General features: G+C 68.9%; 26 protein-coding genes. 10 read left to right on the top strand and 16 right to left on the bottom strand.

What is annotated here, in order from left to right; genetic code table 11:
• Nucleotides 1–79 precede the first annotated feature (79 nt).
• On the top strand, nt 80–1,036 hold the full coding sequence (locus Q8N10_RS11915) for an alpha/beta fold hydrolase (protein WP_304783399.1): 957 nt from the start codon (nt 80–82) through the stop codon (nt 1,034–1,036).
• Here Q8N10_RS11915 and Q8N10_RS11910 read toward each other — a convergent pair.
• A complete protein-coding gene (locus tag Q8N10_RS11910) occupies nt 1,029–1,739 on the bottom strand; it encodes a hypothetical protein (protein ID WP_304783396.1) in 711 nt (236 codons plus the stop codon). The two genes, Q8N10_RS11915 and Q8N10_RS11910, sit on opposite strands and share 8 nt — an antisense overlap.
• Nucleotides 1,740–1,791: 52 nt before the next feature.
• On the opposite strand from Q8N10_RS11910, the gene Q8N10_RS11905 reads away from it, so the two are divergent.
• Nucleotides 1,792–2,175, top strand: a complete 384-nt coding sequence (locus tag Q8N10_RS11905) for a hypothetical protein (protein ID WP_304783393.1) — start codon at nt 1,792–1,794, stop codon at nt 2,173–2,175.
• A 7-nt stretch (nt 2,176–2,182) separates the two neighbouring features.
• Here Q8N10_RS11905 and Q8N10_RS11900 read toward each other — a convergent pair whose 3' ends face one another.
• Nucleotides 2,183–3,520: a M20/M25/M40 family metallo-hydrolase gene (locus Q8N10_RS11900; RefSeq protein WP_370690269.1), complete on the bottom strand. Its 1,338-nt coding sequence runs from the start codon at nt 3,518–3,520 to the stop codon at nt 2,183–2,185.
• A gap of 66 nt (nt 3,521–3,586) precedes the next feature.
• Between Q8N10_RS11900 and Q8N10_RS11895 the strand changes: the two genes are divergently transcribed.
• Nucleotides 3,587–4,198 carry a class I SAM-dependent methyltransferase gene (locus Q8N10_RS11895; RefSeq protein ID WP_304783391.1) on the top strand — a complete coding sequence of 204 codons (612 nt, stop codon included), beginning with the start codon at nt 3,587–3,589 and terminating at the stop codon, nt 4,196–4,198.
• 36 nt (nt 4,199–4,234) lie between these two features.
• Here Q8N10_RS11895 and Q8N10_RS11890 read toward each other — a convergent pair whose 3' ends face one another.
• From Q8N10_RS11890 to Q8N10_RS11870, 5 genes are all read right to left on the bottom strand, one after another.
• Nucleotides 4,235–4,555 (bottom strand): hypothetical protein, encoded by a 321-nt coding sequence (locus Q8N10_RS11890; protein ID WP_304783389.1) that lies wholly within the window; start codon nt 4,553–4,555, stop codon nt 4,235–4,237.
• A gap of 20 nt (nt 4,556–4,575) precedes the next feature.
• Nucleotides 4,576–5,628 (bottom strand): hypothetical protein, encoded by a 1,053-nt coding sequence (locus Q8N10_RS11885; protein ID WP_304783386.1) that lies wholly within the window; start codon nt 5,626–5,628, stop codon nt 4,576–4,578.
• Nucleotides 5,625–6,344, bottom strand: a complete 720-nt coding sequence (locus Q8N10_RS11880) for a class I SAM-dependent methyltransferase (RefSeq protein ID WP_304783383.1) — start codon at nt 6,342–6,344, stop codon at nt 5,625–5,627. The genes Q8N10_RS11885 and Q8N10_RS11880 overlap by 4 nt, the downstream gene beginning before the upstream one ends.
• Entirely contained in the window at nt 6,338–7,642 is a 1,305-nt protein-coding gene (locus tag Q8N10_RS11875) for a glycosyltransferase family 4 protein (RefSeq protein WP_304783380.1), read from the bottom strand. Before Q8N10_RS11875 ends, Q8N10_RS11880 begins: the two co-directional genes overlap by 7 nt.
• Before the next feature lie 212 nt (nt 7,643–7,854).
• Entirely contained in the window at nt 7,855–9,252 is a 1,398-nt protein-coding gene (locus tag Q8N10_RS11870; protein ID WP_304783377.1) for a cytochrome P450, read from the bottom strand.
• 108 nt (nt 9,253–9,360) lie between these two features.
• Between Q8N10_RS11870 and Q8N10_RS11865 the strand changes: the two genes are divergently transcribed.
• The gene (locus tag Q8N10_RS11865; RefSeq protein ID WP_304783374.1) at nt 9,361–10,251 is read left to right on the top strand and encodes a LysR substrate-binding domain-containing protein; all 891 of its coding nucleotides are present in this window, start codon (nt 9,361–9,363) and stop codon (nt 10,249–10,251) included.
• On the opposite strand, the gene Q8N10_RS11860 is transcribed toward Q8N10_RS11865, so the two are convergent.
• The 7 genes from Q8N10_RS11860 to Q8N10_RS11830 form a co-directional block, all read right to left on the bottom strand.
• The gene (locus Q8N10_RS11860) at nt 10,244–11,176 is read right to left on the bottom strand and encodes a type II secretion system F family protein (protein WP_304783371.1); all 933 of its coding nucleotides are present in this window, start codon (nt 11,174–11,176) and stop codon (nt 10,244–10,246) included. The two genes, Q8N10_RS11865 and Q8N10_RS11860, sit on opposite strands and share 8 nt — an antisense overlap.
• Nucleotides 11,177–11,179: 3 nt before the next feature.
• Nucleotides 11,180–12,139: a type II secretion system F family protein gene (locus Q8N10_RS11855; protein WP_304783368.1), complete on the bottom strand. Its 960-nt coding sequence runs from the start codon at nt 12,137–12,139 to the stop codon at nt 11,180–11,182.
• Nucleotides 12,139–13,524 (bottom strand): CpaF family protein, encoded by a 1,386-nt coding sequence (locus Q8N10_RS11850; RefSeq protein WP_304783365.1) that lies wholly within the window; start codon nt 13,522–13,524, stop codon nt 12,139–12,141. The genes Q8N10_RS11855 and Q8N10_RS11850 overlap by 1 nt, the downstream gene beginning before the upstream one ends.
• On the bottom strand, nt 13,524–14,711 hold the full coding sequence (locus Q8N10_RS11845; RefSeq protein ID WP_304783362.1) for a hypothetical protein: 1,188 nt from the start codon (nt 14,709–14,711) through the stop codon (nt 13,524–13,526). The genes Q8N10_RS11850 and Q8N10_RS11845 overlap by 1 nt, the downstream gene beginning before the upstream one ends.
• Nucleotides 14,708–16,033, bottom strand: coding sequence for a type II and III secretion system protein family protein (locus Q8N10_RS11840; protein WP_304783359.1), 1,326 nt, complete (start codon nt 16,031–16,033; stop codon nt 14,708–14,710). Before Q8N10_RS11840 ends, Q8N10_RS11845 begins: the two co-directional genes overlap by 4 nt.
• A gap of 13 nt (nt 16,034–16,046) precedes the next feature.
• A complete protein-coding gene (cpaB, locus tag Q8N10_RS11835) occupies nt 16,047–16,904 on the bottom strand; it encodes a Flp pilus assembly protein CpaB (RefSeq protein WP_304783355.1) in 858 nt (285 codons plus the stop codon).
• A gap of 159 nt (nt 16,905–17,063) precedes the next feature.
• Nucleotides 17,064–18,941: an ABC-F family ATP-binding cassette domain-containing protein gene (locus tag Q8N10_RS11830; RefSeq protein ID WP_304783352.1), complete on the bottom strand. Its 1,878-nt coding sequence runs from the start codon at nt 18,939–18,941 to the stop codon at nt 17,064–17,066.
• A gap of 235 nt (nt 18,942–19,176) precedes the next feature.
• On the opposite strand from Q8N10_RS11830, the gene ndk reads away from it, so the two are divergent.
• From ndk to Q8N10_RS11810, 4 genes are all read left to right on the top strand, one after another.
• Entirely contained in the window at nt 19,177–19,596 is a 420-nt protein-coding gene (gene ndk, locus Q8N10_RS11825; protein WP_304783349.1) for a nucleoside-diphosphate kinase, read from the top strand.
• Nucleotides 19,597–19,763: 167 nt separating this feature from the next.
• Nucleotides 19,764–20,927, top strand: a complete 1,164-nt coding sequence (locus Q8N10_RS11820) for an acyl-CoA dehydrogenase family protein (RefSeq protein ID WP_304783347.1) — start codon at nt 19,764–19,766, stop codon at nt 20,925–20,927.
• A gap of 171 nt (nt 20,928–21,098) precedes the next feature.
• Complete coding sequence (locus Q8N10_RS11815; protein ID WP_304783344.1) at nt 21,099–22,322, top strand: CoA transferase; 1,224 nt, start codon at nt 21,099–21,101, stop codon at nt 22,320–22,322.
• Complete coding sequence (locus Q8N10_RS11810; RefSeq protein WP_304783341.1) at nt 22,319–23,098, top strand: enoyl-CoA hydratase/isomerase family protein; 780 nt, start codon at nt 22,319–22,321, stop codon at nt 23,096–23,098. The genes Q8N10_RS11815 and Q8N10_RS11810 overlap by 4 nt, the downstream gene beginning before the upstream one ends.
• On the opposite strand, the gene Q8N10_RS11805 is transcribed toward Q8N10_RS11810, so the two are convergent.
• Both Q8N10_RS11805 and purM read right to left on the bottom strand, forming a co-directional pair.
• Nucleotides 23,095–23,283: a hypothetical protein gene (locus Q8N10_RS11805; protein WP_304783338.1), complete on the bottom strand. Its 189-nt coding sequence runs from the start codon at nt 23,281–23,283 to the stop codon at nt 23,095–23,097. The two genes, Q8N10_RS11810 and Q8N10_RS11805, sit on opposite strands and share 4 nt — an antisense overlap.
• 114 nt (nt 23,284–23,397) lie before the next feature.
• A complete protein-coding gene (gene purM / locus Q8N10_RS11800; RefSeq protein WP_304783335.1) occupies nt 23,398–24,423 on the bottom strand; it encodes a phosphoribosylformylglycinamidine cyclo-ligase in 1,026 nt (341 codons plus the stop codon).
• Between the two features lie 71 nt (nt 24,424–24,494).
• Here purM and rnd point away from each other — a divergent pair, with 71 nt between their 5' ends.
• Both rnd and Q8N10_RS11790 read left to right on the top strand, forming a co-directional pair.
• The gene (gene rnd, locus Q8N10_RS11795; RefSeq protein ID WP_304783332.1) at nt 24,495–25,673 is read left to right on the top strand and encodes a ribonuclease D; all 1,179 of its coding nucleotides are present in this window, start codon (nt 24,495–24,497) and stop codon (nt 25,671–25,673) included.
• Entirely contained in the window at nt 25,673–26,071 is a 399-nt protein-coding gene (locus Q8N10_RS11790) for a YccF domain-containing protein (RefSeq protein WP_304783329.1), read from the top strand. Before rnd ends, Q8N10_RS11790 begins: the two co-directional genes overlap by 1 nt.
• The last annotated feature ends 34 nt before the right edge of the window (nt 26,072–26,105 follow it).

Here is a 26,105-nt window from a genome sequence, read left to right as displayed (position 1 = left end):
ACTTAACCCCGACGCGCTCTAGGGGCGTTGACCTGACCAGGGGTCAATCTGGCCTGCTGCCCGAAACGGGGAGGCAGGCATGAAGTGGGTTGTCGGAATACTGGTGGTGGTCGCGGCAGGCCTGACCCTGGCCGGATGCGCCCTGACCGCCAAGGACATCCCCTATCCGGTGCTGGAGGCCAAGTATGGCGGGCCAGCCTCGCACTACATGGACCTGCCCGGTGAGCTGCGCGTCCACTACCGCGACCAGGGCAGGGCCGATGGGCCGGCCGTGGTGCTGGTGCATGGGTTCGCGGCCTCGCTTCACACCTGGGAGCCGTGGGTGACGCGACTGGCGCCCGACTACCGGGTCATCAGCCTGGACCTGCCCGGCCACGGACTGACGCGGGCGCCGGAGGGCTATGTGGCGGCCCAGGCGACCAATGTGGCGGTGGTGGACGAACTGACGCGGCGCCTGAAGGCCGACCGGTTCGTGATCGTCGGAAACTCCATGGGGGGCGGGGTGTCCTGGGCCTATGCGCTGGCCCATCCCGAGCGGCTGAACGGGCTGGTGCTGGTGGACGCCGCCGGCTGGCCGCGTGAGGACAAGGGAAATGAGAAGCCGCCGGTGGTGTTCAAGCTGCTGGGCAATCCGGCCGGCCGCGCCCTGCTGCGCAACATCAACCCTCGGCCGCTGGCCACGCGGGGGCTGAAGTCGGCCTATGTGGACGAGGCCGTCGTGACGCCGGCCGTGGTCGACCGTTACGTGGAGCTGGCGCTCGCGCCGGGTCACCGGGCGATCCTGACGTCGGGCCGCGACGGCCCGCAGCGGAGGGTCGACCGGTCGGTCTTCGCCACCATCAAGACCCCGACCCTGGTGATGCACGGCGAGGCCGACACGGTGATCGACGTGGCCGCCGGACGTGGGTTGGCCAGCGCCATCCCGGGCGCCAAGCTCATCACCTATCCTGGCGTCGGCCACGTGCCGATGGAGCAGATCCCGGACCGCTCGGCGGCCGATCTGAAGGCGTTCCTCGCGAGCCTGCCGCCTACTTAGCCGCGAAGCAGTAGAAGAGGCCCGCGCCGCCCGTCGACACCAGGTCGGGCTGCGAACAGCTGCGGGTCTGGTGGGCGGAGTTCCAGGAGGTGGGGTTCTGGCCGCCGCCGATGCGGTCGTGGTGGCCGACCATGGTCCGGCTCTCGCCCGAGGACGTCCAGTTGTTGCAGGTCAGGTTCGGCGGGGCGACCGGGGCCGGGGTTCCGGCGGGCGCGTTGGCGGGCAGGGGCGAGGCCACCGGCGGGGCCAGGCGGCCGTCGGCCAGCGAGCCGGTCATGATGTCATGCTGGTTGGGGCTGTCGCCGCGGCCCTTGACGGGGTTTCCCTTCTCATCAAGGGAATTGGCCTTGCTTGTGAGCGCCCCTTCGCTGTGCAGGTCATCCAGGCTGGAGGCGATCTGCACGCCCTTGGCGTTGAACCACGGGCCCTTGCCGATGCGGTCGCGGGCGTGGATCGCCTTGCCCTTGGCGTCGGTGGCCGAGAGGTAGGCGCGCCAGGCATGGTCGCCGATCCCGGCCTGCGTCGCCAGCTTCTGGCACCAGGCGTCGGCGCCCTTCAGGCCCCCCAGGTCGCCGCCCTTGCCGGGGCCCACGCTGGTGATGAAGAAGGTGGTCTTGGACTTCTCCTTGGCCACGACCGCCGTGGTGGTGAGTGCGCCCGTGGCGACGAGCGCCGCGGCGCCGGCGAGGATCAACCGGTTCATGCTTGCCTCCCTGGATTTCAGGGCGATGCTAGCAGCAAAGAGGGAGAAGACGATGGCTGACTTCACCGCCGAGATCGCCGCCGCCCAGGGCGTGCTGGACGAGTTCATGGCCGGGTTCAACGCCCGCGACGTGGCGCGCTGGGACGCCACCTTCAACTTCCCGAGCGTGAGGCTGGCCTCAGGGACCCTGGTGATCCTGCAGGCGGGCGACCACAAGCCGGGCATGTTCGACAAGGGCGCCCTGGCGGAGTGGGATCACTCGGCCTGGGAACGGCGCGAGGTGATCCACGCGGGCGCGGACAAGGTGCACATCGACACCCGCTTCACCCGCTATCGCAAGGACGGCGGCGTGATCGGCGGGTTCGATTCGATCTATGTGATCACGCGCGAAGACGGCCACTGGGGCGTTAAGGCGCGGTCGAGCTACGCGCCGTAGAGCGGTCCTACTTGGTGACGCTGAAGGATCCGGCGGCGCCGGGGAACACCACCGGGCTCTCGTAGCCGTCGGCGGAGATCGCCGAGACCCCGAAGAACCAGTCGTCGATGACGACATTCTTCAGGGTTTCCGCCGTGGCCGTGGTGTCCTTGGCGTGCTGCCAGCGCGGGGCCGTGGTCTCGCGCCAGTGGACCCGGTAGCGCGCCGCGCCGGGGCTGGCGGTCCAGGATAGCTTGGTGTCAGGGGAGACCGCGCCCTCGATCTTCACGCCCTCGGGCGGGGCCGGCGCGTTGGCCAGCGCCGCCATCATGATCACGTTCAGCCGGGTGACCTTGGCCAGGTAGGGGAAGTCCACGCCCTCTATGGTGTCGCCATAGACCCGGCCGTTCTCGGTGCGCAGGTCCTGGTGCTGGCGGTCATAGTGCTCGGCGGCCTCGGTGACGCGGATGGCGGGGATGCCGGCGTTGAGCATCTCCACCTGGTCGCCGCCACGGCCATAGCGGTCCGTGCGGTAGACCATCACCACGTCGAGGGTCTTCAGATAGGTGTCGGCCAGGCCGTCGGCGAAGCGGGCCAGGTTGCGCGACGGCGAGTCCACCTCACCGCCGTTATAGCGGCGGCTGTTGGCCTGTTCCTGGGTCTCCACCGCCTTGGTGCCCTCGGAGAAGACGCGGACCTGGCGATCGTTGTGGACGCCGCTGGCGCCGCGGGTGTTGCCGATGATGTCGTTGTTCAGGTCGGCCTCGACCCGCCAGCCCTGCGCCTTGGCGTAGGCGGCCAGCACCTTGCCGCCGTAGAGGCCCTGTTCCTCCCCCTCCAGCACCGCGAAGACCAGGGTGGCGGGGAACTTGTGCTTGGAGAGCACGCGGGCGGCCTCGATGACGGCGGCCACGCCGGAGCCGTCGTCATTGGCGCCGGGGGCGTCGGAGGTCGCGTCCATGACATCGGAGACCCGGCTGTCAATATGGCCGGAGATGACGATCACCCGATCCGGATCGGTGGTCCCTTTCTGGATGGCGAGGATGGCGCCGATCTCGGTGGGGTTGGGCACACGGCGGCCGGTGAAGGTCTGCTTGGGGACGGCCACCGTCAGGCAGCCGCCGCATTCTTTCGAGATCGCCTCGAACTCCGCGGCGGTCCAGCGCTCGGCGGCCCCGATGCCGCGGGTCTCGGAGGTGCGGTCCGACAGGGTGTGGCGGGTGCCGAAGCTGACCAGCTTGGCCACCGTGGCGTGGAGACGCGACTGCTGGACCCCCTTGGCGATCTGGACCAGCTCGGGCTGCGGCTTGGCGGCGGCGGTGAGCAGGGGGAAGGCGAGGAGGGCGGTCAGCAGGATGGGGCGCATGGGGGACCTTCGAAAACCTGTGTCGATTGTTACGCCAGCCGCCCCGCCTCTGCTAGGAGAGCGGCCATGAAACTCCCGATCGATATCGACAGCGTCAAAGGCTTCATGGATCCGGCCGAGGGCGCGGCCCTCTACGAGGCGGCCCTGGCCTGCGCGCCGCGTGGGCCGTGCCTGGAGATCGGCGCCTATTGCGGCAAGTCGGCGGTCTATCTGGGGAGCGCCTGCCAGGCGGCGGGCGGGGTGCTGTTCTCGGTCGATCACCATCGGGGCTCGGAGGAGAACCAGCCGGGTTGGGAGTATCACGACGCCGAGCTGTGGGATGACGCGGCGAACGCCATGGACACCCTGCCCTTCCTGCGCACGACCTTGCGCCGCGCGGGGCTGGAGGATGTGGTGTTCCCGGTGGTGGGCCGCTCGGCCCTGATCGCCAAGGCCTGGGCGACCCCGCTGAGCTTCCTGTTCATCGACGGCGGCCACACCATGGAGCACGCGCTCGGCGACTGGCGGCACTGGACCCCGCACCTGATGGCGGGCGGGACCCTGGCGATCCACGACGTGTTTCCCGATCCGGCGGACGGTGGCCGGCCGCCCTTCGAGATCTACCAGCGGGCCCTGGCGTCGGACCTGTTCGAAGAGGTGGCGGCGGTGAAGAGTTTGCGGGTTTTGCGGCGGGTTTGAACTAGGCTCGACGGAGCTAGGCAGGCTGCCCGAAGGCTACAGTTGTCTCTCGTCAAAGTAGCGTCCGTAGTCTTCAAGCCCAAGGACATGTAGCTCCCGGCCTTCGTCGCCGACCTCACTCGATAGATCGATCAGGTCAACACCCGCGCAACGGAGAAGCCGCCCATTCGTCTCGCGCACGCTCAATTCGGTGGGAGGAGCGGTATCTTCCATCGATCTGGAGTGGCGCGATGGAATGTAAGCGCTGTTGGGTTGGAAGACTGCGCCGACGACACCCATCGACGGATCAACAGGCGTGAGATTGGCTGCGCCGATCACCAAGTCGCCCGCCAAGACATCAACCGGAAGCGTCCGCATGGTTGGCCAACTCGCTCGACTTAGGTGCGCGAGATCAACACGTCCGACGCCGCTGACGCCCCAAGCCGTGCGTCGAAGGCCAGGATGGCGGCGGCCTGGGTCCAGGTGGGGCGTTCGCGGGGCCAGACGATCTGTTCTGCGAACTGCCAGCCCATCCAGAAGGCGCCGTCGCCGTCGCGGTGATTGAGCTGACTGTCGAGCAGGGCGCAGGCGGCGGCCCGGGCGCCGAGGCTGAGCAGGGCCATGGCCAGTTCGCAGGACTCCGCCACCGTCACCCAGGGCTCGCTGGCCACGCAGCGGCAGCCGCGGCCCAGGACGGCGAAGCGCGGGGCGCGGGCCTCCAGGCGGGCGAAGGACGCGCCCGGCGACAGCACCCCGGCCAGGGCCGGATAGTACCAGTCCATGGCGAAGTCGGAGCGGTCCTGCAGCCGGTCGAAGCGGTGTGGGGCGTTGCGGATGGCGCAGCTGAGCCGGTCCTTGGCCAGGCGCCAGGCGGGCTGGGGTTCGCCCAGCAGGTCGGCCAGCTTAAGGCCGCAGTCGAGGCTCTTGAAGATCGAGGCGTTGCCGGCCAGGACCGCGTCGTCGGCGCCGGTCCCGAAGGCTTCCTGGCTCCAGGAGATATCGCCCTCCGGGTGCTGCAGGGTCAGGACGAAGTCGATGGCTGACTTCACCATCGGCCAGTAGCGGCGGGCGAAGGTCAGGTCGTTGTCGAGCCGGTAGCGGTGCCACAGGGCCACGGCGGGATAGGCCGCGAAGTTGGAGTCTCGGAAGGCGGCGGCCGGGGTGCGGGCCATGTGCAGGCGATCGGCCATGGGCAGGGTGTTGCCGTATTCGCCGAGCCAGGCGCCCGAGGCTTCCTGAGACCAGGCGAGGTATTCAAAGCCGCGATCGGCCGCCTCGAACTCGCCCATGGCGCCGAGCGCCATCAGGCATTCGGCGTGGTTCCAAGGGTCCCAGGGGCCCTTGTCGAACCAGGGGATGGCGCCGTTCTGCGTCTGCTGCGCCAGGATGACGTCCAGGGCCCCGGTGAAGGGCGCGAGGGGGCCGCCGACGCGGTCGAAGGCCAGGCTCATGCGAGGCCTTTACGGAAATAGAGCGCCACGCTCTTGCCGGCCAAGGGATTGGCGATGGCCTCCAGCACGCGGGTGAGGGCGGGACGGTCCATCAGGTCCCAGACCAGGAAGCGGTGGTAGAGCTTCACCAGCGGATGGTCGTCACGGCGGTCCCAGAAGGCGCACTTCAGCCACCAGTAGGGGCTGTGCAGGGCGTGGGCATAGTGCTTGCCGCGATAGGAGAAGCCGAGGTCGCTGATGGACTTGCGCAGGTCCGGCTCATGGAAGATTCGGACGTGGCCGCCGGGCTGGTCGGCATAGCCGTCCTTGCCGGGCGCCAGGGCCCAGCAGATGCGCTCGGGCCAGGCGCGGGGCACGGTGGGGACGAAGCGGCCGCCGGGCTTCAGCACGCGGCGGATTTCGGCGAGCGCCCGGTCGTATTCGTGCAGATGCTCCAGCACTTCGGAGCAGATCACCACGTCGAAGGCGTTGTCGGCGAAGGGCAGGCGGTAGGCGTCGCCGGACAGGAACCCCGTGGCGGCGCCGTCGGTCACGGGCGGCAGGTGGTCAAGGCCCTCGCGGGCCTTCACCAGGCTGGGGATGTCGAGATCCAGGCCCACGACATTGACGCCGGGGATCATGTGGACGCCGTGGACGTGGCGGCCCTCGCCGCAGCCCAGGTCCAGCACCCAGTCGCCGGCCTTGAGGCCCAGGGTCTCCAGCCGGACGGTCAGCATTTGCGGGCGATGGCGCGGCGCAGGACCGCTTCATAGGTTTCGGCGGCGCGGTCCCAGGAGAAGGCCTTGCGGGCGCGATGGCGGGCGGCGGCGCCCAGGTCGGCGCGGCGGGCCGGATCGTCCAGCAGGGCGGCGATGGCGCGGGCCAGGGCGGCGCTGTCGCCCTTGGGCACGACGACGCCGGCGTCGCCGACGACCTCGGGCAGGGAGCCGCCATCGGTGACCACCACGGGGGCGCCGCAGCTCATGGCCTCGGCGGCGGGCAGGCCGAAGCCTTCGTAGAGGGACGGGGTCACGCAGATGGTGGCCCGGGCATATTGCTCGGCCATCTCGTCATTGCTGAGATCGTGGATGAAGCTCACCCGGTCCAGCAGGTTGAGGTCGTCCAGCAGCTCGGCGGTGGGGCCCTCGCGCAGCTTGCCAATGACCACGAGTTCGAGACGCGGATAGCGCTCCAGCAGGCTGGAATAGGCCTCGATCAGGTGCTTCAGACCCTTCAGCGGCACGTCGGCGCTGGCGGTGGTGAGCAGGCGATTGTCGCGGCGGCGGATGTCGGGCTGGGGTTTGAAGGTGTCCTGGTCGATGCCCAGGTGGATCACGCTCATGGCCCGGCGGTCGACCTTGAGGCAGGCGGTGACATCGGTGGCGGCCGCCTCGGAGACGAGGATCACTTCGGCCAGGCGCGGGGCGACCTTCTCCTGCATCTTCAGGAACGAATACCACTGGCGGGTCAGCAGGCGCATGCCCCACTGGGGCTCGGCGGCCAGCGCCAGTTCCAGGTCGCGGCGGATCGGGTGGTGAATGACGCCGACCACGGGCAGGCCGGCGCGCTCGATGGCCAGCAGGCCGGAGCTGAGGGACTGGTTGTCCAGCACCACGTCATAGTCGCGGCGGTGGGCGCGCAGGTACTTCGCCGCGCGGCGTCCGAAGGTCCAGGGTTCCATGAACTTGCCGGCCCAGTGGCCAAAATATTCGGCGGTGTCGGTCCAGCTCAGCAGGTGTTTCCAGCGCAGGGCGCGGTGGCCGTTGTGCGGCTGATTGTAGAGGTCCAGCGACGGCAGGGTGATCAGGCGCACGCCTTCGGGCACGTCGGGGTAGGGCGGGCCCGACAGGATATCGACCTGGTGGCCCCGGCGGGCGAGGGCCGCGGCGGCCTGGCTGAGATAGACGCCCTGGCCGCCAACGCGGGGATCGGACCGGTAGGAGAGGAAGGCGATGCGCAGCGGCGGCTGATCGAGCGTCCCGGAGCGGACGCGCGTCTCGGAGACGCCCACAGGAGGAGAAGGTGTTTTCAGCATCGCCGATGTTCTTAACGCGCCAGCGGCGGAAAGGACTAGGACCAAACCCGGAGAACAGCGGAGTTTGTTGTTTCAGGGCGGATATCTAGCGGGAGGTGATCCCATTTCCACGTCATCCCGGACGGCCGTCAGGCCGAGCCGGGACCCAGGGGCCGAGCGCTCCGCCCCTGGGTCCCGGCTCTCCGCTTCGCTGCGGCCGGGATGACGGAGAGCTACACCCGCTCCACGATCAGCGGCAGGCCGCCCTTCGGGCGGATTGCGATGTCGCCGGTCGGTTCGACGGTGTGGCCGGCGACGGGGCGGAAGCGGAAGCGAGCCAGCCAGTGGGAGAGCACCAGCAGGCCCTCGGCCTGGGCGAAGGCCGCTCCGATGCAGATCCGCGGGCCGGCGCCGAAGGGGATGTACTGGAAGCGGTGGTGCGCGGCCTTGGCCTCCGGGTGGAAGTTCTCCGGATTGAAGGCGTCGGGGTCGTTCCATAGCCGGCGGTGGCGGTGGACGATCCAGGGCCAGATCGAAATCTGGTCGCCCTTGCGCACCCGGTGGCCGCAGAGTTCATCGTCGACCAGGGCCTCGCGGTCGATGCGCACGGCCGGCGGGTAGAGGCGCAGGGTCTCCTCCCAGACCATCTTCAGATAGGGCAGGCGGGCCAGGACCTCCTCGGGGGTTCCCCCGGCGTCCCAGGCGGCGCGCGCCTCCTCGCCGGCCCATTCCTGGGCCTGACGGTCGCGACTGAGCAGGTAGAGGGCCCAGGTCAGGGCGTTGGCGGTGGTCTCGTGGCCGGCCCCCAGGAAGGTGACGGCGTTATCGAGGGCCAGCCTGGCGGCCTCCTTGGGCGGATGGGTGGCGCTGAAGGCGTCGATCACCCGGGTCATGAAGTCCTGGGGCGGGACTGGGTCGGCCTGCCGCCGGGCGATGAACGCCGCCAGCCGGTCGATGATGAAGCGCCGGCCCGCCGCGCCGCGCCACTGGACGGGGTTCTGGTCGAGCCAGGGCATGCCGACGATCGGGCCGATGCGGTACTGAGTCAGGGCCTTCATCACCGCAGCCATGTGGCCGGACGCCTCCTGCGCCGTGAAGCCGGCGGCCGACGAGAAGAGGGTGGCGTTGATGATGTCGAAGGTGGTGCGCAGGCTTTCGGCCGCCACGTCGATGACGTCACTGTCGCCGGTGGCCCAGCGGTCGCCGGTCTGTTGGGCGATGGCGACGAAGGTCGGGGTGAACTCGGTGACCATGTGCGGGGTGAAGACTGGGGCCATCATCCGCCTCTGCTCGCGCCAGGCCTCCCCGTCGGTGGTGAGCAGCCCCTGGCCCAGGGCGACGCTGAGCATCTTATTGACCAGCGGTGGCTTCTGATAATTGCCGAGCTTGTCCATCAGGACGTGCTGGATGGCGGCCGGGTCGCTGATGAAGTGGTAGTTCAGGGTGAGGACCTTGCGGGCCTTGTAGTGGTCGTCGAAGGCCTGTTTCGGCCAGCCGTTGAGAGCGTTCTGAGCCTCCCTGTCCACGAAGATCCGCCACACCGGCAGCCAGTCCTCGGGGCGCTCAGGCATGGCCGGTCGGAAAGGGGCGGGGGGCGCCGGGGTCCAATCGAATGTGGCGGTGTCGCTCATCAGCCTGTCCCTCGGTCGGTGACCTCGCGCCAGGATGGGAGAAATTGATGCATCGCAACAAACGATATAACGGTGCTATTCTTGTGAGCTGAGATCACAGAGCCGGCGATGACACGACGTTCGCTTCCGCCCCTGACCGCCCTGCGCGCCTTCGAGGCGTTCGCGCGGCTGGGCAAGATGACCACGGCGGCCGACGAGCTGTGCGTCACCCACGGTGCGATCAGCCGGCAGATCCGCAGCCTGGAGGAGTCGGTGGGCCTGGCGCTCACCGAAGGGCCGCGGCACCGGCTGAAGCTGACCGACGCCGGCGAGCGGCTGGCGGCGTCGCTGTCGGGGGCCTTTGACCGGGTTGAGCGGACCCTGGCGGACCTGACGTCAGCGGCCGACACCGAGCTGCACCTGTCCTGCCTGGGCACCTTCGCCATGCGCTGGCTGATCCCGCGGCTCGGGTCGTTCCATGACCGGCATCCGGGCTTGCGGGTGCGGGTGACCGAGAGCTTCGCGCCGGCCGATTTCGCCCGCGAGCGCTATGACGCCGCCATAAGGTTGACCGAACACGTGCCGGCCCACGGCGGGGAGGCCATCGCCTTTCTGGACAACTTCCACGGCCCGGTGGCCGCGCCGCAGCTGACCGGCGCGACGCCGGGGGTAAAGGCCTTCGCCAGCCTGCCGCGACTGCACACCCGGCCCCACCTGCAGGCCTGGTCGGAGTGGGAAAGCCACACCGGGCTCTCCCTGCCCGAGGTGGCGCAGAACCGGGAGTTCGAGCACCTGTTCTACATGCTGGAGGCGGCGGTGGCGGGCCTGGGCGTGGGGCTTAGCCCCTTCGTCTATGTGGCGGCGGACATCGAGGCGGGGCGGCTGGCGGCGCCGGTGGGCTTCGTGCGGACGCCCGCCCAGTTCTACCTGATCCTTCCGCCCGGGCCCGCGCGGCCGGCGGCCTCGGCGTTCCGGGACTGGTTGCTGGACGAGGCGGCCAAGGTTCCTGCGCCTAGTTGAAGACCTGGGTCAGCCGGAAGGCGGCGGGCAGCAGCAGCACCCCCAGCAGGCAGGGGAAGATGAACAGGATCAGGGGGACGGTGAGCTTCACCGGCAGGGCCAGAGCCTTTTCCTCGGCCCGCAGCATCCGCTTCTGGCGCATGTCCTGGGAGAAGACCGACAGGGTCTCGCCCAGGCTGGTGCCCATGTCCTCGGCCTGGCGCAGCATGGTGGCGAAGGCGCGCGCGTCGTCGATGCCCAGGCGGTCGGCGAAGGCGGTCCAGGCCTCCTTGCGAGATTTGCCGGCGCGGAGTTCCAGGGTCAGCATGCGCAGGTGGATGGTCAGGCGCGGATAGCGGCGGGCCAGCTCGTCGGTGACCCGGCCGACGGCGGCGTCGAGGGAGAGGCCCGCCTCGACGGAGGCCACCAGCAGGTCCAGCAGGTCGGGGAAGCCGTCGGCATATTCCCGCTCCCGGTCCTTCTGGCGCATGGAGAGGACCTGGTCGGGGCCGAGCAGGGCGATGAGGGCCAGGATCGCGGCCAGCAGCACCGGGGCCATGCCGTGGCCCGGCTTCAGGGCGAAGGGCAGCAGGACAATGGTCCCCAGGGTGGCGGCGGCCAAGGCGGCGGCGCGGGCGCCTAGATAGTAGATGGCGGCTTCACGGCCGAAGAAGCCGGCGCGGACCAGGCGCATGCGGACGTCCGAGACCTTGGACGGATCGCGGACGGCGGCCTGCTGGCCCAGACGGCGCACGCTGGCGGTGACCTGGCCCAGGATGCGCACGTCGCCCCGGTTCGCCTCGATCGCAGGGCCGGCTGGGTCCTGGAAGCGGGCCTTGCGCAGGGCGCGCACGCGAAGCTCGCCCATGACCAGCACGCCGCCGCCGGCCACGCCGAGGCCGACCAAGGCCAGGCCGAACCAGAGGATGAGGGTCTGCAAATCCATGGCCTAGATCCGCATATCGACCATGCGGCGCATGATCAGGTTGCCGATGGCGATCCATATGCCCATGGCGATCAGGCCGGTCTGGATGAAGGGCTCCCCCAGGACCTCGCCATAGAAGTCGGGCGACATCAGGTGGATGGCGCCGCCGGCGATGAAGGGGGCGGCGGTGAGGATGAGGGCCGAGATGCGCCCCTCGGCCGAAGCGGCCTTGATCTTCAGGCGCATGCGGTGGCGCTCGCGCACGGTGGCGGCGTTGAGCTTCAGCAGGCCGGTCAGGTTGCCGCCGGCCCGTTCCTGCAGCCGCACGGTGGCGGCGAACAGGTCGACATCGGGGTGCTGGCAGCGCTGGGACATCCGGCCGATGGCCTGTTCGAGGGTGGCGCCATAGGCGATCTCGTCGGCGGCCATGCCGAACTCCGAGCCGATGGGATCAGCCATCTCGCGGCCCACCAGCTGGATGGCGGTGGGGACCGGATGGCCGGCCTCAAGGCTGCGGACAATGATCTCCAGGCCCTGGGGCAGCTGGTGACCCAGGGCCTTGGACCGGCGGCCGGCCATGAACCTCAGGAAGAAGATGGGCCCCGCGCCGCCGAACACGATCGCGCCCACCGGCGCCATCAGCAGGCTGTGGGTGAAGAAGGCCAGGAGGACGGCGCCTGCGACCGCCGCAGCGATCACCGCCATCAGCCACTTCCTGGGGTCATAGGGCACGCCGGACCGGACGATCAGCTCGGCTAGCCACTTCACCCCGGCTCGCAGGTCGCCTGCGGCGGTGAGCCCGCGTTGCTTGCGCAACTCCACCACCAGTTCCTGGATGCCGCCGATACGCTCGGAGACCTTCAGGCGCTGATTGACCTTGCGCTTGACCTTGGCGGTTCCCAGCAGGCCGAAACAGGCCTGGCCGGCGGCGAAGACGGTCGCGAAGACCAGGACCAGATAGGCGCTCTTGGCGTCGAACCCCATCAACCCAGCACCCGCGACGGGTCGAAGTTGGCGGTGTCATAGGCGATGCCGCGACGGGTCATCTCGTCCAGGCAGCGGGCCCGCAGGCCGCTGGCGCGGAATTCGCCGTGCACCACGCCGTCAGCGGTGGTGTGCAGGCGGTTGAAGAAGAAGATCTCCTGCATCTGCACCACCTGGCCTTCCATGCCAGTGATCTCGGTGACGCTCATCAGCTTCCGCTTGCCGTCCGAGAGACGCATGATCTGGATGATCAGGCCCACCGCCGAGGCGATCTGGCCGCGCACCGCCTCAGGCGACAGCTTCATCCCCGACATGGCCACCATCTGCTCCAGGCGGGTGATGGCGTCGCGGGGGGTATTGGCGTGGATGGTGGCCATGGAGCCCTCATGGCCGGTGTTCATGGCCTGGAGCATGTCGAAGGCTTCCTCGCCCCGGACTTCGCCCAGGATCACCCGGTCGGGGCGCATGCGCAGGGCGTTCTTCACCAGCTCCCGCTGACGGATCTCGCCCTTGCCCTCGATATTGGGGGGCCTGGTCTCCAGGCGCACGATGTGCGGCTGCTGCATCTGGAGCTCGGCGGCGTCCTCGATGGTGATCAGCCGCTCCTTGTGGCTGATGGCCGCCGAGAGCGCGTTGAGCAGGGTGGTCTTGCCTGAGCCGGTGCCGCCGGAGATCACGGTGGAGACCCGAGCCTTGATGGCGCCGTGCAGGAAGTCGGCGACGCACTGGGGCATGGCGCCCACGTCCACCAGCTTTTCCAGGGTGTAGGGCTTCTTGGAGAACTTGCGGATCGAGACGCAGGCCCCGTCGATGGCGATGGGGGCGATGGCGGCGTTGACCCGGCTGCCGTCGGGCAGGCGGGCGTCGACCATGGGCTGGCTCTCATCGATGCGGCGGCCGACTCCGGCGACGATGCGGTTGACGATGCGCAGCAGGTGATCGTTGTCGCGGAAGCGGACGGCCGTGGGCTCCAGCTCGCCGCGGCGCTCGACATAGACCTGGAAGGGTCCGTTGATCAGGATGTCATTGATGCTGTCATCCTTGAGCAGGGGCTCAAGGGGGCCCAGACCCATCATCTCGTCATAGACTGAGGAACCCAGGTCCTCGAGTTCGGCGGTGTTGAGCACCAGGCGCTCGGCGCGGGCGAAGTCGCCCACCAGCACCATCACCTGGCGGCGTAGTTCCTTCTCGCCAACCGATTCAAGCTTGGATAGATCAAGCTCTTCAATCAGTTGAGCGTGCAACTTGAGCTTGATGTCGAGCATCTGGCTCTCGGCCATCGCGCTGGCGGCGGGCGGTGGCGGGGCGCGTTCCGGCGCGGGCCCTGGCTCTTGCGTCTCGATGACTTCCAAGGCGAGGGGCTTGGCGGGGCTGAAGCGTCCCATCAGGCGGCTCGCGAGGAGGTGGCGGCGGGAACCGGCTGGGGCGCGCGGCGGCCGCGGTCGGCAAGCATACGGTCCACCAGGGACGCGATATCGCGAACGATCTTCGACTTGGGCCGGTGCTGGCTGATGGCGCCGCCGAGGTTCACCGAGGCCGCCGCGGCGTCCCAGTCGGACGCGATGGCGCCATCGGCCTTACGTTGCAGAGCCTTCTCGGCTTCGGCGGTGGAGGGGGCGGGGCCGAACATGCGGTTGGCGAGCCGGTTGAGCACGATGCGGGGGCGCAGACCCGCGGCGGCCTCCACCTCGTCGGACAGAGCGCGGGCGGCCAGCAGCGCCGGAACGGTCAGCTCGGAGACCACGACCACCTCGTCGGAGCCGGCCAGGGCGTCCAGGGTCCAGGAATGGCGGTGCCGGGGCATGTCGAGGACCACGTGGTCGTAGGCTTCGCAGGCGATTTCCAGGATGCGCAGGACAGCTTCGCGGGAGATGGCGTTGAAGGCGGTGGGATCACGGGGGCAGGCCAGCAGGTCCAGGCCCTTGCCGACCGGGGTGGCGAAGGCGGCCAGCAGGGCGGCGTCCATGCGCTCGGCGGCGGGACCGAACTCGGCCAGGCCCATGGAGGGCGTGGCGCCGAGATAGGGGGCGCAGGCGCCGTCGGCCAGGTGCAGGTCGATGAGGCAGACGCTGTTTGCGCGAGAGGACCTGGCCGCGAGCGCGCTGGCGATCTCGATGGCGGCCATGGTGGCGCCGGCGCCGCCGACCGCACCCATCACCGACCAGCACCGGGAGTGGTGCCCCTGGGCGCTCGGCGCCTGGGCGGCGGCCTGGTCGAGCAGGGCGTAGATGGCGTTCTGCAACTGTTCGTGGGTGAAGGGGGTCTCCACCACGTCGGCGTGGGGCAGGCGCATCAGGGCGCGCACCAGGCCGGCCGGCAGGTGTCCGCCGAGGAAGAGGGTCGGCGGCAGGTCGACGACCTGAGACAGGGTCCCCACCGCGGCCGCCAGGGCTGCCGGCTCGGCGTTGTCGGCGTCGATCAGGATGAGGTCGGTCATCCCGGGGCGAAGGTCGGAGAGACGGTTGAGGCCCGCGACTTCCATGGCCGCGCCGAACAGGGGGCCGCGCGCCAGGGGGGCGAGGCTGTCGCCGATCGCCAGGACCCGGCGGCCCAGAAGGCTCCAGTTGCTCATGTGGGCGCCCCGGTCTTGGCCGAGCCCTCGACCTTGGCCAGGGGCTTGTCGAGGGCTAGGCCATTGAGGATCAGGTCGATGGCGGTGGCCTCATTGCCGGCCATGATGGTTGAGGTGGCGCGATAGTCCTCCTCGCCGGCCATGCGTGGGGTGACGATGATCACCAGCTCGGTCTCGGCCTTCTTCCAGCGCGAGGAGCGGAACAGGCTGCCCAGGACCGGGACGTCGCCGACCCCAGGCAGCTGGCGCACGGCGTTGGAGTAGTCCTGCTGGAACAGGCCTGCGATCGCGAAGCTCTCGCCTGAGCGCAGCTCCACGGTGGTGTTGGCGCGGCGGACCACCAGGCTGGGGATCTCGATGCCGTTCAGCTTCAGGGGCGTGCGGCTGTCGAGCTGGCTGACCTCCGGGGCCACCTGCAGCCGGATCAGGCCGTTGTCCTGCACGGTGGGCTGGAAGTCCAAGGTCACGCCGAAGGGGCGGAACTCGATAGTGACGCTGTCGCGGCCGTTGGGGACCGGGAAGGGGAATTCGCCGCCGGCCAGGAAGCTGGCCTTTTCGCCAGACAGCGCCACCAGATTCGGCTTGGCGAGGGTGCGGATGACGCCTTTCTCCTCCAGCGCGCGCAGGACCACGTCAATGGTGGCGCTGCCGATCGAGCCCCGGAGTGACAGGCCGCCCTGGGGCGCGGTGTTGCCGATCAGGCCCGTGCCGGTCTGCAGGGCGAAGGTGGAGCCGTTGCTGGCGTTGATGTTGAAGCCGATGTCCTTCAGCGAGGAGCGGCTGGCCTCCAGGACCCGGACCTCCAGGATCACCTGCTGGGAGGCCCGCACGGTCAGGGCCGAAGTGACCGAGCCAGGCGCGAACTTCTCCGCCAGGCCCTTTGCCTTGGCCGCCGCGGCGGTGGTGGAGACGTCGCCCGCCAGCAGCAGGCCTTCGCCGAGATTGCGGACCTGGATCATCTCGCCGGGGAGGGCGGCAGTTAGGTCTTCCTGCAAGGCTTCGGCGTCGTAGCCGACCCGGACGTCCACCACCTCCTGCAGGGCGCCGCCCGCGCCGTAGATCAGCAGGTTGGTGGAGCCCAGGGCCTTGCCGCGCACATAGAAGCTGCGGTCGGTGGTGGCGACGATCTGGGCGGTCTCGGGCTGGGCCACCACGATCTTGCTCGCGGGGCTGTCCAGCCGGAAGGAGGCCGACTTGTTGCGCGGCACGCTGATGACGCGAGACCGGGCGGCCTCGCTGGAGAACTGTTCGGCCGCGACGGGCAAGGCGGCGCCGAGAACCAGGGCGCCGGCGAGGGCGCCGATGAGGGGGGATCGGAGCATGGCTGTGGTGTCCTTAGGCCGCGGGCTTGGGGCTGGCGGCCGGGGCGGAATTCTCGCCTTCGACGATGGTGATGCGGCCGCCCGAGGCGGCGCCGGACGCCGAGGCGCGGCGGGCAGGGGCCCGGGCGCGGGGCGCCGCCGCCGCCGAGAGCTCGGCCACGGGTTCGACATCCGAGGCGCCGAGCGGGCGCAGCGCGAGCGAGAGGGAGCCCAGCTCTGCGGCCATGGCGAGCTTCTGGGCGTCCTTGACGCTGACCTCCAGGGTCGTGGTCGAGGGCTTCTCGGCCTTTGTGGAGGTGGGGTCGGCGTTGAGATCAACCCCGAGGACGCGGACGTTCTGGACCACCAGCTGGGAGGTCAGCACCTTGTTCGGGCCGTTGGGGGTCAGGTTGCGCATCATCACCACGTCCACGCGGTCGCCGGGCAGGGCGTGGCCGCCGACGCCGGAGATGTCGTTCACGCCGATGGCGTAGGCGCGCATGCCAGGTTCCAGCTCGGCGGCCACCGAGGGGCGGGCCCCCGGTCCGGATAGCTTGGCCGGCAGCAGGGGCTCGCGGGCCGCGATCAGGGTCAGGGCGACCGGGGCGCCCCCGTGATCCTGCGCCAGGACCTGGGCCACGGACCCGAAGGCGTTAACCGGGGCGCCGTCCTTGGGGATGCGGATCAGCTTCAGGTGACCGGCCTCCAGGCGTTCGCCATAGGCGATGTCGCGGGACGCCACGACCACCGAAACCGCGTTGGCCATGGGGGAGACGACAACCTGCGCCGCCTGCACCTTTCCGGTGTCCGGCAAGGCGACGCGGGCCACGATGATGGCGCCGAGGCCAAGGGCGACCGAGGCGCCAAGACTGCCGATTGTAACGAGCCGCATGCCCCGCCTCTGGTGCTAATAGCTTCGAACTATCAGCCAGTTATGGGCAGGCCCCCTTGCGATAGGGACAATAAAGAAGGTGAGCGGATGTAAACCCTAACCGCGCAGTTTCCGTTGACGCTCGGGCTTCCCGTCCGGTTGCCGAACTCGCGAGCGGCCTCAGGCGTCGGCCTTCAACGCCTCGTAGGCCTCCACGGCCGCCATCCACTCCTGCTCGGCCGCGTCGAGGGCGGCCTGGGCCTTGGCGCGGTCGGCGCCCAGGCGGGCGGCCTTGCCGGGATCCTTGGTGAAGACCGTGGGATCGGTGAGAGCCTTGTCGAGGTCGGCGACGGCCGCGGTGGCGCGGCCCAGCGCGGCTTCGGCCTGCTCGGCGCGGCGGCGTGCAGTGCCGGTGGGGACCTTGGCCTTGGGGGCGGCCTTGGCCGGCGGGGGCGCTGCGGCCTGCGGAACCTGCGACGGACCTTTGGCGGCCTGGCGGGCGCGGTCGATCACCAGCTTGGCGTAGTCGTCCATGTCGCCGTTGAAGGGCGCGATGGTGCCGTCGGCGGCCAGCCACAGACGGTCGGCCACCAGCTCCATCAGCGAGCGGTCGTGGGTGATCAGGATGACCGCCCCGGCATATTCGTTCAGCGCGTCCAGCAGGGCGCGGCGGCTGTCGATGTCCAGGTGGTTGGTGGGCTCATCGAGGATCAGGAGGTGAGGAGCCTCCATGGCCACCATGTTCAACAGCAGGCGGGCCCGTTCGCCGCCCGACAGGTTGGCGACCGTGGTCTCGACCTTCTGCACGCCCATGCCGAACTGGGCCAGGCGCGAGCGGCGCGCCGCGTCGCTGGCCTCGGGCATGGCCCGGCGGATGATCTCCAGCGGGGTGTCGGAGGGGTCGAGCGCCTCGATCTGATGCTGGTGGAACCAGCCCACCTTCAGGCGGCGGTCGCGGCGCAGGTCACCGTGCATGACCGGCAGGGCGCCGGCGATCAGCTTGGCGAAGGTGGACTTGCCGGCGCCGTTGACGCCCAACAGGCCAATCCGGTCGTCCAAGTCGAGCCGCAGGTCCATGTTGCGCAGGATCGGAGAGCCGTCATAGCCCGCCGAGGCGCCTTCCAGGCGGATCAGGGGCGGCGGCACGGGGCGCTCGGGGGAGGGCAGGATGAAGGGGGCGGTGCGCTCGGCCGCGACGACCGAGACCGGCGGCAGCTTGGCCAGCTGCTTCAGGCGGGACTGGGCCTGGGTGGCCTTGGATGCGGTGGCCCGGAAGCGGTCGACGAAGGCCTGCAGGTGGGCGCGCTGGGCGTCGATCTTGGACTTGTTGGATTCCAGCAGGCGGGCGCGCTCGGCGCGTTGGGTTTCGAAGTTGTCGTAGTTGCCCGGATACAGGTCGAGCTTACCCGAATGCAGGTGGAGGATGTGGTCCACCGAATTGTTCAGGATCTCGCGGTCGTGGCTGATGATGATGGCGCTGTTGGGATATTTCTTCAGCCGCGCCTCAAGCCAGAGCGCGCCTTCCAGGTCGAGATAGTTGGTGGGTTCGTCCAGCAGCAGCAGGTCGGGTTCGGCGAACAGGGCCGCGGCTAGGGCCACGCGCATCCGCCAGCCGCCTGAGAACTCCGCCATCGGGCGGGCCAGGTCGGCGTGGGAGAAGCCCAGGCCGGACAGGATTTCCGCCGCCCGGCTGGGGGCGCGGTCAGCCCCGATGTCGCTGAGCCGGGCGTAGATCTCGCCCAGGTGCTCGGGCTCGGCGGTGTCCAGCGAGGCCATCAGGGTCTCGCGTTCGACGTCGGCGGCCAGCACGGTGTCCATCAGGGTCACCGGGGTGGCCGGGTGCTCCTGGTCCACCGAGGCGATGCGGGCGGCCTTCGGATAGCCGATCTCGCCTGAACCCTGGTGAAGCTGACCCAGGATCAGCTTGAACAGGGTCGACTTGCCCACGCCGTTGCGGCCCACCAGGCCGACCTTTGAGCCCACGGGCAGGCTGATGGTGGCGTCGTCGAAGAAGCGACGGCCCCAGGAGTCAAAGACGAGTTCGTGGATCTGAAGCATGGGAGTCGAACTTACAAAGCAGGATGAGAGAAAAGCGTCGCCGTGCGGCCGCCGCAGATGTCGTCGCTCGCGGCGTTGACTAGGAGCCCGTCTCTCGATGACGCGGGCTCCATAACAGAGGTCGGCGCCGCAGTCGCGCGTAACCTGCCTTGGCGCTGTCACCTCCGGCGGCTATAAGCCCGCACCCTTCGGCGCGGACGGCCGCGCCCCGAATACAAAGAACAAGCCAAAGACCATGACTGAACGCACCTTCTCGATCATCAAGCCGGACGCCACCAAGCGGAACCTGACCGGCAAGATCAACGCGGTGATCGAAGACGCGGGCCTGCGCATCGTCGCCCAGCGCCGGATCCAGATGACCGAAGCCCAAGCCAAGAAGTTCTACGAAGTGCACGCCGAGCGTCCCTTCTACGGCGAACTCGTGGAGACCATGACCTCGGCCCCCGTGGTCGTGCAGGTCCTGGAAGGCGACAATGCCATGGCCCGCTATCGCGAAGTCATGGGCGCCACCAATCCCGAGCAAGCCGCCGAGGGCACCATCCGCAAGCTGTTCGCCCTTAACGTCGGCGAGAACTCGGTGCACGGTTCGGACTCCGTCGACAACGCCAAGATCGAGATCGCCCAGTTCTTCAAGGACGAAGACATCGTTGGCTAAGCGGCCTGGCGTCTAGATCACCCTGGGTGATCCAGGTTTGAGTGGAGCGGGATGCGGGCGGAAAACCGGTTCCCACTTTTCCTCATCCCACTCGCCGGACGCCGCGTCACCGTTTCCAAGGAGCCCTCCATGCGCTAGCCAAGGCTGGTCGCAGGGAGGGTTTTTTCGTGGGCGCAGCAGCGGGTGAGACCTTCCCCGAGATCCGCGAGGCGGTGCGCCGCCTCTGCGCCCAGTTCCCGGGAGCCTATTGGCGGGCGCTGGACCGCGACCGCATCTATCCCACCGAGTTCGTGACGGCCCTGACGGAGGCCGGCTTCCTGTCGGTGCTGATCCCCGAGGCCTATGGCGGGTCCGGGCTGGGCCTGGCGGCGGCCACGGCGGTGCTGGAGGAGATCCACCGTTCGGGCTGCAACGGGGGCGCCTGTCACGCCCAGATGTACACCATGGGCGCCCTGCTGCGGCACGGGAGCGAGGCGCAGAAGCAGGCCTATCTGCCGAAGATCGCCAGCGGGGACCTGCGCCTGCAGGCCTTCGGGGTGACCGAGCCCACCGCGGGCACCGACACCACCCGCATCTCGACCTTCGCTCGGCGTGAGGGGGACAGCTATTTCGTTACTGGCCAGAAGCTGTGGATCAGCCGCGCCGAGCATTCCGATCTGATGATCCTGTTGTGCCGGACCACCGCGCGGGAAGATGCCGCCAAGCCGACGGCCGGGATGAGCGTCCTGCTGGTGGACATGCGCGAGGCGGTCGGGCGCGGCCTGACCATCAACCCGGTCCGCACCATGCTGAACCACGCCACCACCGAGCTGTTCTTCGACAATCTGGAAGTGCCCGCCGCCAACCTGATCGGTGAGGAGGGCAAGGGCTTTGGCTACATTCTGGACGGCATGAACGCCGAGCGGATCCTGATCGCTGCCGAGTGCATCGGCGACGCCAAGTTCTTCATCGACCGGGCCAGCGCCTATGCTACCGAGCGGGAGGTGTTCGGACGGCCCATCGGCCAGAACCAGGGGGTGCAGTTCCCCATCGCCCGGGCCTACGTCCAGATGACCGCGGCCTCTCTGATGGTGGACAAGGCCGCGATGATGTTCGACGCCAGCGAGCCCTGCGGGACCGAGGCCAATATGGCGAAGCTTGTCGCCTCCGAGGCCTCCTGGTTCGCCGCCGACACCTGCCTGCAGACCCACGGCGGCTTCGGCTTCGCCGAGGAGTACGACATCGAGCGCAAGTTCCGCGAGACGCGGCTCTACCAGGTGGCGCCGATTTCCACGAACCTGATCCTGAGCCACGTGGGCACCCACGTGCTCGGCATGCCAAAGAGTTTCTGACCCGGCGAAGGCCTTAGACGATCGGACCGCGGAGCTATCAAGATATTGAACCACGAACCTCACGACCCCACACGAACGGGCGGAGCTGGCCGAGCCTTCCCGGAAAGCGTTTGAGTGGGTTCGTGAGGTTCGTGGTTCAATATCCCTTCGGCCTCCGGCCAGGAGCACTGAATGTATGACCTGCTGAAAGGCCTTCGCGTCGTCGAGGGCTCGGCCTTCGTGGCGGGGCCGACCTGTGGGCTTTACCTGGCCCAGATGGGCGCCCAGGTGATCCGCTTCGACAATATCGGCGGCGGGCCCGACTTTCGGCGCTGGCCGCTCTCCGAGGGGGGCGACAGCCTCTATTGGGAGGGGCTGAACAAGGGCAAGAAGTCGGTGGCCCTGGACCTGGCCCGCCCCGAGGGCCGGGAGTTGGCCCAGCGGCTGGCTGCCGCGCCGGGCGAGGACGGCGGGCTGTTCGTCACCAACTTCCCGGTGGACGGCTTCCTTTCTTACGAAAAGCTCAGCGCCATCCGGGCCGATCTGATCTGCGTTCGGGTGATGGGCTGGGCCGACGGCTCCCAGGGCATGGACTACACGATCAACTCGGCGCTCGGCCTGCCGTTGATGACCGGGCCGGTGGGCGACGATCGGCCGGTGAATCATGTCCTGGCGGCCTGGGACCTGCTGACCGGAGCCTATTGCGCCTTCGCCCTGGTCTCAGCCTTGCTGGCGCGGATGCGCGGCCAGGGGGGGCGGGAGATCCGCGCGCCGCTGTCGGACATCGGGGCGGCGACCATGGCCAATCTGGGATTCACCGCAGAGACCCTGCTGGCGGGCCACCAGCGGCCGCGCATGGGCAACGACATCTACGGCGCCTTCGGTCGCGACTTCACCACCAAGGACGGCCAGAAGCTGATGCTGCTGGCGATCACGCCCAAGCAGTGGAGCAAGGCCCTGGAGACGCTCGGGATCGTCGCCGAGGCCGCCGCCGTCGAGGCCGAGCTGGGTGTCTCCTTCGCCACCGACGAGGGCTTGAGGTTCACCCACCGCGCGCGGCTCTATCCGCTGTTCGAGCGGGCGTTCGCGGCCAGGACCGCCGCCGAGCTGACCCCGGCCTTCGACGCCGGCGGGGTGACCTGGGGCGCCTACCAGACCCTGGAGGCGGCGCTGGAGGACCCGCGTCTCTTCAAGGCCAACCCGGTGTTCCAGGATGTGCGCCACCCGAGCGGGCTGAACTATCCGGCGCCGGGCGCCATGGCCACCATTCCCCAGGACGACCGCGGCGACGTGCGTCCTGCGCCGAAGCTGGGCCAGCATACCGACGAGGTGCTGGCGGAACTCCTGGACATGTCCGGGGTCGAGATCGCCAGGCTGCACGACGCCAAGATCATCGCCGGACCGGAGAGCAAATGAACCAGACCATCGCCGTCGAGGAGACGGGCCCCGGCCTGCTGGTCGTCACCCTGTCGCGACCTGAGGCCGCCAATTCCCTGAACACCGCCATGGGGCGCGAACTGCTGGCCCTGTGGATGCGGATCGCCGACGACGAACAGGTGCGCGCCGTGGTCCTGACCGGGGCGGGGCGGTTCTTCTGCGCTGGCGCCGACCTGAAGGAACGCGACGGCATGTCCGACGCGGCCTGGTCCGAGCAGCATCGACTGTTCGAGGACATGATCCGCGCCCAGCTGGCCTGTCCCTTCCCGGTGATCGCGGCGGTGAACGGCGCGGCCATGGGCGGCGGGGCGGAGATGGCCCTGGCCTGCGATTTCGCCTGGGCTTCGGAGACCGCGCGGATCGGTTTGCCGGAGGCGGGGCTTGGGATCATTCCCGGCCTGGGCGGCACCCAGCTGCTGACCCGGGCGGTCGGGGAAAGGCGGGCGTCGGAGCTGTTGATGTCGGGCGCGCCCATCGATGCGGCCGAGGCCCTGGCGATCGGGATCGTCAATCGGGTGTGCGGGGCGGAGGATCTTCTGCCGAGGGTTCTCGAGCGCGCCGACCTCATCGCGTCCAAGGCGCCGCTCTCGGTGCGGGCGCTGAAGCGGGTGGTGCGGGGAGGGGCGGTGCTGCCGCTGGATGAGGCGATGGCTCTTGAGCTCGACGCTTACAACCAGCTCTTCACCACGCAGGATCGCCGGGAGGGCGTGGCGTCCTTCAACCAGAAGCGGACGCCCAACTTCCGAGGTCTCTAGCGCGGGCGGCGGATCTGGCTGTCGCGGAGGAAGGGCGAGTGGAGGCGTTCGTAGGGGGGCGCCTCCGATCCCCTCACCAGGGCGTCGATCAAGTCTGATCCGTGCAGGCCACAGGGTGGGGACCCTTCCTTCATGGCCTTCCAGAGGTCGCGCGCCTCCTGCTCGATCTGTTGCTCCCGGGTCATCGCATCCTCAATTCCAGGTGGAAAAGGCGCGAGGCGAAGGGCCGTTCCGAAAAAACTTCCTTTATTTTCGGTAGCTTGGCCTTGATCCGGCGGTTGTGTGGCCGAAGATGGGCGCTATGCGGCGGCGAGCTGCCCGCACACGAAGGCGTCCTCGCCGGCCGCCAGCAGGGCTTCCAGCACGGCGGGCGCGTCGCCGGGCGCCACGATCAGGATCAGGCCCACGCCACAGTTGAAGGTGCGGCGCAGTTCGTGGTCCGACACGCCACCCACCTGCTGCATCCAGGCGAACACCGGGGGCAGGGTCCAGGCGTTCCAGTCGAAATTGGCCGTCAGGCCCTCGGCGACGGCGCGGGGCGGATTCTCGATGAGCCCGCCGCCGGTGATGTGGGCGCATCCCTTAACGAGGCCGGCCTTGATCTGAGGCAGGACGCTCTTGATGTAGATGCGGGTCGGGGCCATCAATGCCTGAGCCAAGGTCTGCCCCTCGGCGAAGGGCGCCGGGTCGGCCCAGGCCAGGCCCGAGCGCTCGACGATGCGGCGGACCAGGGAGTAGCCGTTGGAGTGCGGACCGCTGGACCCGAGGCCGATGATCAGGTCGCCGGCCCGCTGGTCGTCCAGGCGCGGCAGCACCGCGCCACGCTCAACCGCGCCGACGGAGAAGCCGGCCAGGTCATAGTCGCCCTCGCGGTACATGCCCGGCATTTCGGCGGTCTCACCGCCCACCAGGGCCGCGCCGGCCTGGCGGCAGCCCTCGGCGATGCCGCCGACGACGCGGGTGGCTTCCTCGACGTTGAGCTTGCCGGTGGCGAAGTAGTCCAGGAACAGCAGGGGCTCGGCGCCCTGGGCCAGGAGGTCGTTGACGCACATGGCCACCAGATCGATGCCGACGGTGTCGTGCATGCCGGTGTCGATGGCTACCTTGAGCTTGGTGCCGACACCATCGGTGGTGGAGACCAGCAAAGGATCGGCGTAGCCGGCGGCCTTCAGGTCGAAGAGGGCCCCGAACCCACCGAGCGCCGCGTCCGCGCCGGGGCGGCGGGTGGCCTTGGCCAGGGGCTTGATGGCTTCGATCAGGGCGTTGCCCGCGTCGATGTCGACACCGGCTTGAGCATAGGTGAGGCCGTTCGGACGGTCGGTCATGGAGAAATAGGCCTCAAGAAATTCGCCGCCGGGGTTGCAGACTCGGGCGTGCGCGGGGCTATAGCTAATTGATGACGCCGATTACAACCACCGCCGAACTGGCGGCGTACTGTGACAAAATCAAAGGCCAGCCTTTCGTCGCCGTGGACACCGAGTTCATGCGCGAGACGACCTACTGGCCCAAGCTCTGTCTGATCCAGGCCGCCGCCCCCAACGCCGAGTGCGTTATCGATCCCCTGGCCGAGGGCCTGGACCTCGAGCCGTTCCTGGAGATTCTGCGCGACGAGAGCATCGAGAAGGTGTTCCACGCCGCCCGTCAGGATGTTGAAATCTTCAACAATCTCAAGGCGATGCCCAAGCCTCTCTTCGACACCCAGGTGGCGGGGATGGCGGCCGGCTATGGCGAGCAGATCGCCTATGACGCCCTTGTGCGCCAGATGCTGAAGATCGAGTTGGACAAGTCCAGCCGCTTCACCGACTGGGCCCGGCGGCCGCTTTCCGAGGCCCAACTGACCTATGCGCTGGCCGACGTGACCCACCTGGCGGCCCTCTATCCGATGCTGAAGGCGCGGTTGGAAAAAGAAGGCCGATTGGGCTGGGTGCACGACGAGATGCAGAACCTCTGCGATCCCGCCGTCTACGACGTGGAGCCGGAGAACGCCTGGAAGCGGCTCAAGCCGCGCCGGCATACGTCGAAATATCTCGCGGTCTACAAGGCCGTCGCCGCCTGGCGCGAACGCACCGCCCAGCAGCGTGACCAGCCGCGCGGCCGCATCCTGAAGGACGAGGCCATCGACGAGTTGGCGACCCAGGCGCCCACCGACGCCGCCGCGGTCGATCGCCTGCGGTCGGTTCCGAAGGGGTTCTCGGGCTCGCGGTTCGGACCCGACCTGCTGGACGCCATCAAGGAAGCTCTCAAGGACCCCGACGCCTACGCGCCGGTCATCGAGCGCAGCAAGATCGCCGCCTCGCCGGCCGCGGGCGCAGTGGTGGAGCTGCTGAAGGTGCTGCTCAAGGCGCGAGCCGAGGATTCCGGCGTGGCGTCCAAGCTGATCGCCACGGTCTCGGACCTGGAGCAGATCGCCAATGACGACAACGCCAAGACCCCGGCCCTGGTGGGCTGGCGCCGCGAGGCGTTCGGCGAGGACGCCCTGAAGCTGAAGCGCGGCGAACTGGCCCTGGTGCTGGACGGCACGCGCGTGCGGGTGGTCGAGGTGCGACGCGCGCCTAAGGCGAACGCGGCGGAGTGATGTTGCGCCTGCTCCTCAACATCCTCTGGTTCGTGCTGGGCGGGTTCGTCGCAGGCTTGCTGTGGCTGCTGTCTGGGGTGTTGCTGGCCATCACCATCGTCGGCCTGCCCTGGGCGTTCGCAGCCTTCCGCATCGCCGGATTCAGCGCCTGGCCGTTCGGGCGCCAGGTGGTGTCACGCGACCTGCACACCGGCCGCGAGGATCTGGGCACTGGTCCGCTGGGCTTCGTGATGAACGTGGTCTGGTTCGTCCTGGGGGGCTGGTATCTGGCGCTCAGCCACCTGATCATGGCCTTTGGCCTGGCGGTCACCATCATCGGCATCCCCTTCGCCCTGCAGCACGTGAAACTGGCCCTGATCTCCCTGGCCCCGGTCGGCAAACAGGTCGTCGAGGTCTGACCCCCTCACAAAGCGGTGGATAGTTCGTGCGCCT

The sequence above is a fragment of the Phenylobacterium sp. genome (assembly GCF_030693625.1).
Lineage (GTDB): Bacteria > Pseudomonadota > Alphaproteobacteria > Caulobacterales > Caulobacteraceae > Phenylobacterium > Phenylobacterium ferrooxidans.
The sequence above is the reverse complement of the archived record's forward strand: the minus strand, read 5'-3'. Positions and strand labels throughout refer to the sequence as shown.

Bases quoted from the DNA above. Each gene is read 5' to 3' on its own strand.
- Q8N10_RS11915 (WP_304783399.1), top strand. From the start codon at position 80: ATGAAGTGGGTTGTCGGAATACTGGTGGTGGTCGCGGCAGGCCTGACC.
- Q8N10_RS11910 (WP_304783396.1), bottom strand. From the start codon at position 1,739: ATGAACCGGTTGATCCTCGCCGGCGCCGCGGCGCTCGTCGCCACGGGC.
- Q8N10_RS11905 (WP_304783393.1), top strand. From the start codon at position 1,792: ATGGCTGACTTCACCGCCGAGATCGCCGCCGCCCAGGGCGTGCTGGAC.
- Q8N10_RS11900 (WP_370690269.1), bottom strand. From the start codon at position 3,520: ATGCGCCCCATCCTGCTGACCGCCCTCCTCGCCTTCCCCCTGCTCACC.
- Q8N10_RS11895 (WP_304783391.1), top strand. From the start codon at position 3,587: ATGAAACTCCCGATCGATATCGACAGCGTCAAAGGCTTCATGGATCCG.
- Q8N10_RS11890 (WP_304783389.1), bottom strand. From the start codon at position 4,555: ATGCGGACGCTTCCGGTTGATGTCTTGGCGGGCGACTTGGTGATCGGC.
- Q8N10_RS11885 (WP_304783386.1), bottom strand. From the start codon at position 5,628: ATGAGCCTGGCCTTCGACCGCGTCGGCGGCCCCCTCGCGCCCTTCACC.
- Q8N10_RS11880 (WP_304783383.1), bottom strand. From the start codon at position 6,344: ATGCTGACCGTCCGGCTGGAGACCCTGGGCCTCAAGGCCGGCGACTGG.
- Q8N10_RS11875 (WP_304783380.1), bottom strand. From the start codon at position 7,642: ATGCTGAAAACACCTTCTCCTCCTGTGGGCGTCTCCGAGACGCGCGTC.
- Q8N10_RS11870 (WP_304783377.1), bottom strand. From the start codon at position 9,252: ATGAGCGACACCGCCACATTCGATTGGACCCCGGCGCCCCCCGCCCCT.
- Q8N10_RS11865 (WP_304783374.1), top strand. From the start codon at position 9,361: ATGACACGACGTTCGCTTCCGCCCCTGACCGCCCTGCGCGCCTTCGAG.
- Q8N10_RS11860 (WP_304783371.1), bottom strand. From the start codon at position 11,176: ATGGATTTGCAGACCCTCATCCTCTGGTTCGGCCTGGCCTTGGTCGGC.
- Q8N10_RS11855 (WP_304783368.1), bottom strand. From the start codon at position 12,139: ATGGGGTTCGACGCCAAGAGCGCCTATCTGGTCCTGGTCTTCGCGACC.
- Q8N10_RS11850 (WP_304783365.1), bottom strand. From the start codon at position 13,524: ATGGGACGCTTCAGCCCCGCCAAGCCCCTCGCCTTGGAAGTCATCGAG.
- Q8N10_RS11845 (WP_304783362.1), bottom strand. From the start codon at position 14,711: ATGAGCAACTGGAGCCTTCTGGGCCGCCGGGTCCTGGCGATCGGCGAC.
- Q8N10_RS11840 (WP_304783359.1), bottom strand. From the start codon at position 16,033: ATGCTCCGATCCCCCCTCATCGGCGCCCTCGCCGGCGCCCTGGTTCTC.
- cpaB (WP_304783355.1), bottom strand. From the start codon at position 16,904: ATGCGGCTCGTTACAATCGGCAGTCTTGGCGCCTCGGTCGCCCTTGGC.
- Q8N10_RS11830 (WP_304783352.1), bottom strand. From the start codon at position 18,941: ATGCTTCAGATCCACGAACTCGTCTTTGACTCCTGGGGCCGTCGCTTC.
- ndk (WP_304783349.1), top strand. From the start codon at position 19,177: ATGACTGAACGCACCTTCTCGATCATCAAGCCGGACGCCACCAAGCGG.
- Q8N10_RS11815 (WP_304783344.1), top strand. From the start codon at position 21,099: ATGTATGACCTGCTGAAAGGCCTTCGCGTCGTCGAGGGCTCGGCCTTC.
- Q8N10_RS11810 (WP_304783341.1), top strand. From the start codon at position 22,319: ATGAACCAGACCATCGCCGTCGAGGAGACGGGCCCCGGCCTGCTGGTC.
- Q8N10_RS11805 (WP_304783338.1), bottom strand. From the start codon at position 23,283: ATGACCCGGGAGCAACAGATCGAGCAGGAGGCGCGCGACCTCTGGAAG.
- purM (WP_304783335.1), bottom strand. From the start codon at position 24,423: ATGACCGACCGTCCGAACGGCCTCACCTATGCTCAAGCCGGTGTCGAC.
- rnd (WP_304783332.1), top strand. From the start codon at position 24,495: ATGACGCCGATTACAACCACCGCCGAACTGGCGGCGTACTGTGACAAA.
- Q8N10_RS11790 (WP_304783329.1), top strand. From the start codon at position 25,673: ATGTTGCGCCTGCTCCTCAACATCCTCTGGTTCGTGCTGGGCGGGTTC.